Source organism: Mycobacterium sp. (assembly GCF_047975165.1).
Taxonomy (GTDB): Bacteria; Actinomycetota; Actinomycetes; order Mycobacteriales; family Mycobacteriaceae; genus Mycobacterium.
On record NZ_JBKECZ010000123.1, the window covers coordinates 1 to 5,645 of the forward strand.

Sequence of the window (5,645 nt, forward strand, 5' to 3'; positions counted from 1 at the left end):
CGGACCCGGATGCCGAGCCGGCTCCGGGCGCACCGGTTCCGCTGCCCGCACCGGGAGCTCCGGCGCCACCGCCGCCGGGAGCGCCGGCACCGCCACCGCCGCCGGGAGCGCCGGTGGACCTGCCCCCGCCGGGAGCGCCGGCACCGCCACCCGCTCCGGCACCGGCAGTGGCAGGCTGCGCACCGGCGCAGCCGCAAACCCAACCGGCCTGACCACTCCACCTAGGTGAACCTGCCGATGCCCCTGCCGATGACCCCGGTGACAGCCACCGAATTGCTGGCCCGCTCGACGACGCTGACCAGCGTGGGCTGGATCGGTTACATCGTCATCGGCGCCATCGCCGGCTGGATCGCCAACAAGATCGTCAAGGGCGGCGGCTCCGGCATCCTGATGAACGTCGTGATCGGTGTTCTCGGCGCGCTGATCGGCGGCTTCCTGCTGAGCTTCTTCGTCGACACTGCGGCCGGCGGTTGGTGGTTCACTCTGTTCACCGCCATCCTGGGTTCGGTGATTCTGTTGCGGGTCGCCGGCAGGGCGCGCAAGCGGTAACCGAGCGATCTCGTTGGCGGGTTGTTTTCGCGGCATGATCATGTGATGGCCGCAAAGCCCGCCAACACAATGACCGCGTGGCGCGTGGGCCGGCCCGGGCCGATGGCCACCAAGCCGCTGGAACGCGTCAGCACTGACGTGCCCAGGCCCGAGCCGGGCGAGCTACTGGTAGCGGTGCTCGCGTGCGGGGTCTGCCGCACCGATCTCCATGTGACCGAGGGTGACCTGCCGGTGCACCGCTATCGGGTCACTCCCGGGCACGAAGTGGTCGGGGAAGTCGTCGAAGTCGGCGAGGCCGCGGGGGCAGACTTCGCCGCGGGGGACCGGGTGGGCATCGCCTGGCTGCGTCACACCTGCGGGCAGTGCCGGTACTGCGGCCGGGGCGCGGAGAACCTGTGCCCCGGGTCCCGCTACACCGGCTGGGACGCCGACGGCGGCTATGCCGAATTCGCCACGGTGCCGGCGGCCTTTGCCCATCGCCTGCCTGCCGGCTACCGCGACACCGAGCTGGCGCCGCTGCTGTGCGCCGGGATCATCGGATACCGGTCGCTGATGCGCGCCGAGTTGCCGCCCGGTGGGCGGCTGGGCCTGTACGGCTTCGGCGGCAGCGCCCACATCACGGCGCAGGTCGCCGTGGCGCAGGGCGCCGAGGTGCATGTGATGACGCGCGGAGCCGCGGCGCGCGAATTGGCGCTGCACCTGGGTGCGGCCTCCGCCCAGGATGCCGCCGCGCCGCCGCCGGTGCCGCTGGATGCCGCGATTCTGTTCGCTCCCGTGGGCGACCTGGTGCCGCCCGCACTCGCGGCACTCGACCGCGGCGGCACACTGGCGGTGGCCGGCATCCATCTGAGCGACATTCCGGCGCTGAACTACCGCGCCCACGTGTTCCAGGAGCGGCAGCTGCGCTCGGTGACCTCGAACACCCGGGCGGATGCCCGCGCCTTCCTCGAATTCGCCGCCGGCCACCACATCGACGTCACCGCTCCCGAATATCCGCTCGGCCAGGCCGATCGCGCCCTGGCCGACCTTTCCGCCGGCCGCATCGCCGGGGCGGCCGTTTTGGTGGTGTGACTCAGGCCGACAGGTGCCAGACCAGCGCGGCGGCCAGTGCGCCGACCCCGTTGAGCGACCAGTGCAGGGCGATCGGGGCGATCAGGCTGCCGCTGCGCGCGCGCAGCCAGCTGAAGACGAATCCGGCCGCACCGGTGGCGCACACCGCCAGCACGATCCCGGCCACCATGCCGAATACCCCGCCGCCGAACAAGTGGCTGAAGCCGATGTTGTTGCTGGTCAAGCCGAGCGAGGTGGCGATGTGCCAGAGGCCGAACAGCAGGGAGCCCGCCATCGCGACACCGCGGTAGCCCCAGGCCCGGTCGAGTGCGCCGTGCAGCACACCGCGGAACGCGAGTTCCTCGGGGATGACCGTCTGCAGCGGGATGATCACCATCGAGGCGATCACCGCGCCGGAGAACGTCGCGTAGTGGTTGTTCAGGAACATCGGCCTGGTCATCGGCAGCAGCACCCCGGCCGCGATGACCGCGACCACCAGGGCCACCGCCGCCGCCGCGTAGCCCACCCCCGACCGCCAGTGTTCGCGGCCCAGCCCCAGCTCGGCCCAGCCCAGCCCGCGGCATCGGACCAGCACAACCAGGCCGGCCGCGGCGACCGGGACGGTGACGATACCGGCCCACGCCGTGGTGAAGTGCGCGACCAGGTTCGCCGCCACCAGTACCGTGACGACGGCGGCGATGTCGGCGTACAGGCGCACCCGGCCCGGCCGCGCGTCGGGCAGGGCCAGTGCGGCCGACGCCAGCGCGGCCGGCGGGACGCCGGGTTCGGCGCCGAGGGGGTGTTCGCGGGTTCGGGCAAGCATTGGGCGCCATTCTACCGGGGCGCCGGCGCGGCGAAGTTCGTTCTCGCGAGCGTAACGTGGCTGCGATTTCACCGGCCGGATTTCGCGGTGGCGTTACGCTCGCGGGGCGGGGCGCCCGGACATTCGCGCGCGAAAAGCCGACTCGATGGTGACGTCGTGGCCCGGCCGGTGCTCGACAGCGACCCGGTCCCCGGCCCGCACCGTTCCGGGCTGGATGACCCGCAGGTAGGCGCCCGGCCTGCCGACGCTGGTGAACGTCTTGATCCAGTCGCTCAGGTCCAGAAACGCGGCGAACGTTCGGCAGGGAGTTCGCGGCGCGGACACCTCCAGCAGCAACCCGCCGGTACCGACCCGCCACCGTTCGCCGATGCGGGCCCCGGTCACCTCGACGCCGAGCGTCGTCAGATTCTCCCCGAACTCCCCGTTGCGCAGCGGACGTCGCAGCAGGGCTTCCCAGTCGTCGAGGTCCTCGCGCGCATAGGCGTACACCGCCTGGTCGTCGCCGCCGTGCAATTTTTGGTTGCCGATGGTGTCGCCGACGAGGCCGCTGCCCAGGCCACCGTGCATCGGGCCGGGTGCCCGGACCCGCACCGGCCGGTTCACCGGAACCTTGTCGATACCGGTGACCGCGGACCGCGCACGCGCATCGGGGTTGGTGCGGCCACGCGCCAGGTTGACCGACACCACCGAGCCGGGCGGGCAGCGGCCGTTCACTCCTGGCCGCGGGCGCGCGTTTCGTAGTCCCGGCGCTGCTCGGCATCGACCTCGTCGGTGAAGACGTGCTCGCCGCCGAGCAGACGGTTCAGGCCCTCCACCGCCCAGCGGGGCCAGAACTTCAGCAGCACCACCGCGGCGCCGGCCGCTTTGGTGACCCGCATCCGCGGTTTGGGTGCGGCCACCAGTTCGACGACGGCATCGGCGATCTCGGCCGGCTCGGCGTTGCGGAAACCTTTCATTCCCTGTGTGCCCGAAACCAATTCGGTGTTGACGAACGTCGGCAGCACCGCCGAGAAGCGCACTCCGGTCGAGCGGTACTCCAGCCGCGCCGAGTCGGTGAACCCCAGCACCGCGTGCTTGCTGGCGACGTAGGTGGCCAGCCCGACCAGGTGCAGTTCCCCGGCCAGCGAGGCCATGTTGATCACGTGGCCGTGCCCGCGCGGCACCATGCGCTGGACGGCCAGTTTGCTGCCCAGGATCACCCCGTAGACGTTGATGTCGAGGATCCGCCGGGTCAGGTCGTTGGGCTCGTCGATGACCCGGCCCACCGGCATGATGCCGGCGTTGTTCACCAGCACGTCGATCGGCCCCAGTTGGCGTTCGACCTGGTCGAGGAAGTCCGTGAACGACGCCGGGTCGGTGACGTCGAGCTTGCCGTACACCTTTAGGCCCAGATCGGCGCCGGACTCCTTGACCGCCACCTCGTCGATGTCACCGATGGCCACCTTGGCGCCCAGCCGGTGCAGTGCGGTAGCGGTGGCCAGCCCGATTCCCCGCGCACCGCCGGTGATGACGACAACTTTTCCCACGACCTTTCCCGCGACCCCGCCCGCGACTTTGCTCCCGACGGATGCCCCGTCCTGTGTTTCGCCCTGTGCCCTGTCCTCTGACATGGCGTACACGGTAGGCGGCGAGGCACCGGCGGCGCGAATGCAGGTGCCCGGCCGGGGCACGTCCCCAACCCGTCGCGATAGGTTCTCAGCCATGCCCGTCAATCCCGCGACCCCGGTGCTCATCGGCTGCGGCCAGGTGAACCACCGCGAAGAGGTCGGCCCCGACGAGCCCGGCATCGAACCGGTCGACCTGATGGTGGCCGCCGCCCGGGCGGCCGCACCGGCGAGGGTGATCGAAGCCCTCGATTCGATCCGGGTGGTCAGCATCTTGTCGGCGCACTACCGCAACCCCGCCCACCTGCTCGGCCGGCGCCTGGGCGCCAGTGGCGCCGCCACCGGCTACAGCAGCGTGGGCGGCAACACGCCGCAGTCGCTGGTCAACCGGGCCTGCCTGGATATCCAGCAGGGCCGGGCCGCCGCGGTGCTGATCGCCGGGGCCGAGACCTGGCGCACCCGGATCGCCTTGAAGAATCAGGGCCGCAGGCTGGTGTGGACCGATCAGGACGAGTCGGTGCCGCTGCCCGACATTGCCGGGGACGACGTGCCGATGGCCGGGGAGGCGGAGCTCCGGATCACACTGGACAGGCCCTCATACGTGTACCCGCTGTTCGAGCAGGCGCTGCGGATCGCCGGCGGCGAGTCCGTCGCAGACCACTCGACCCGGGTCGGCGAGCTGTGGGCGCGGTTCGCCGCGGTGGCCGCCGACAATCCGCACGCCTGGATCCGGCAGCCGGCCACCGCCGAAGAGATCCGGCGGCCCGGCCCCCGCAACCGGATGATCAGCTGGCCCTACACCAAGCTGATGAACTCCAACAACATGGTCGATCAGGGTGCCGCGCTCATCCTGACCTCGGTCGAGCAGGCACAGCGCCTGCGGGTGCCGTCCGAACGGTGGGTTTTCCCGCTGTCGGGGGCCGGCGCCCACGACACCTCGTCGATCGCCGAGCGCGGCGAACTGCACCGCTCACCGGCAATCCGGATCGGGGGCGCGCGGGCCCTGGAACTGGCCGGCGTGGGTGTCGACGACATCGACCACGTCGACCTGTACTCCTGCTTCCCGTCGGCGGTCCAGGTCGCGGCCAATGAGCTGGGCCTTGCCCTCGACGATCCCGCCCGCCCGCTGACCGTCACCGGCGGCCTGACCTTCGCCGGCGGCCCGTGGAACAACTACGTGACCCATTCGATCGCGACCATGGCCGGCCTGCTGGCCGCCAACCCCGGCCGGCGGGGCCTGATCACCGCCAACGGCGGGTATCTGACCAAGCACAGCTTCGGGGTCTACGGCACCGAACCGCCTGCCGAATTCCGCTGCGAGGACGTCCAGCCGGCGGTCGATCGTGAATCCAGGACCCGCGCCCTGGTCGCATGGGAGGGGGTGGGCACCGTCGAAGCCTGGACCACACCGTTCGACCGGGACGGCCGTCCGCAGCGGGCGTTCCTGGCGGTGCGCACCGCCGACGGCGCACGCACCCTGGCGGCGATCACCGACGCCGGCGCGGCCGCGGAGACGGTGCGCGGCGACATCGCCGGGGCCGAGGTCGCCGTGGCCGCCGACGGCACCGCAGCCCTGCGATAACCGCCCCCCGGCCCCCGCCCCCCGGCCCCCGGCCCCC

The 5,645-nt window shown here is 71.7% G+C and carries 7 protein-coding genes; 4 read left to right on the top strand and 3 right to left on the bottom strand.

All coding sequences use genetic code 11. The features are described from left to right. The 3 genes from ACK5M9_RS12435 to ACK5M9_RS12445 form a co-directional block, all read left to right on the top strand. On the top strand, positions 1–212 hold a 212-nt coding region (locus ACK5M9_RS12435; protein ID WP_416893476.1), incomplete at its 5' end, for a hypothetical protein. Between the two features lie 37 nt (positions 213–249). After that, positions 250–549: a GlsB/YeaQ/YmgE family stress response membrane protein gene (locus ACK5M9_RS12440; protein WP_416893481.1), complete on the top strand. Its 300-nt coding sequence runs from the start codon at positions 250–252 to the stop codon at positions 547–549. Between the two features lie 45 nt (positions 550–594). Continuing rightward, positions 595–1,620: a zinc-binding alcohol dehydrogenase family protein gene (locus ACK5M9_RS12445; RefSeq protein ID WP_416893477.1), complete on the top strand. Its 1,026-nt coding sequence runs from the start codon at positions 595–597 to the stop codon at positions 1,618–1,620. Between the two features lies 1 nt (position 1,621). Here the strand turns inward: ACK5M9_RS12445 and ACK5M9_RS12450 are convergent, their stop codons facing one another. The 3 genes from ACK5M9_RS12450 to ACK5M9_RS12460 form a co-directional block, all read right to left on the bottom strand. Next, complete coding sequence (locus ACK5M9_RS12450) at positions 1,622–2,422, bottom strand: CPBP family intramembrane glutamic endopeptidase (RefSeq protein ID WP_416893478.1); 801 nt, start codon at positions 2,420–2,422, stop codon at positions 1,622–1,624. Positions 2,423–2,515: 93 nt separating this feature from the next. Further along, positions 2,516–3,109: an MOSC domain-containing protein gene (locus ACK5M9_RS12455; RefSeq protein ID WP_416893482.1), complete on the bottom strand. Its 594-nt coding sequence runs from the start codon at positions 3,107–3,109 to the stop codon at positions 2,516–2,518. 23 nt (positions 3,110–3,132) lie between these two features. Then, positions 3,133–4,032: an SDR family oxidoreductase gene (locus ACK5M9_RS12460; RefSeq protein WP_416893479.1), complete on the bottom strand. Its 900-nt coding sequence runs from the start codon at positions 4,030–4,032 to the stop codon at positions 3,133–3,135. A 91-nt stretch (positions 4,033–4,123) separates the two neighbouring features. On the opposite strand from ACK5M9_RS12460, the gene ACK5M9_RS12465 reads away from it, so the two are divergent. Next, positions 4,124–5,608: an acetyl-CoA acetyltransferase gene (locus ACK5M9_RS12465; RefSeq protein ID WP_416893480.1), complete on the top strand. Its 1,485-nt coding sequence runs from the start codon at positions 4,124–4,126 to the stop codon at positions 5,606–5,608. The last annotated feature ends 37 nt before the right edge of the window (positions 5,609–5,645 follow it).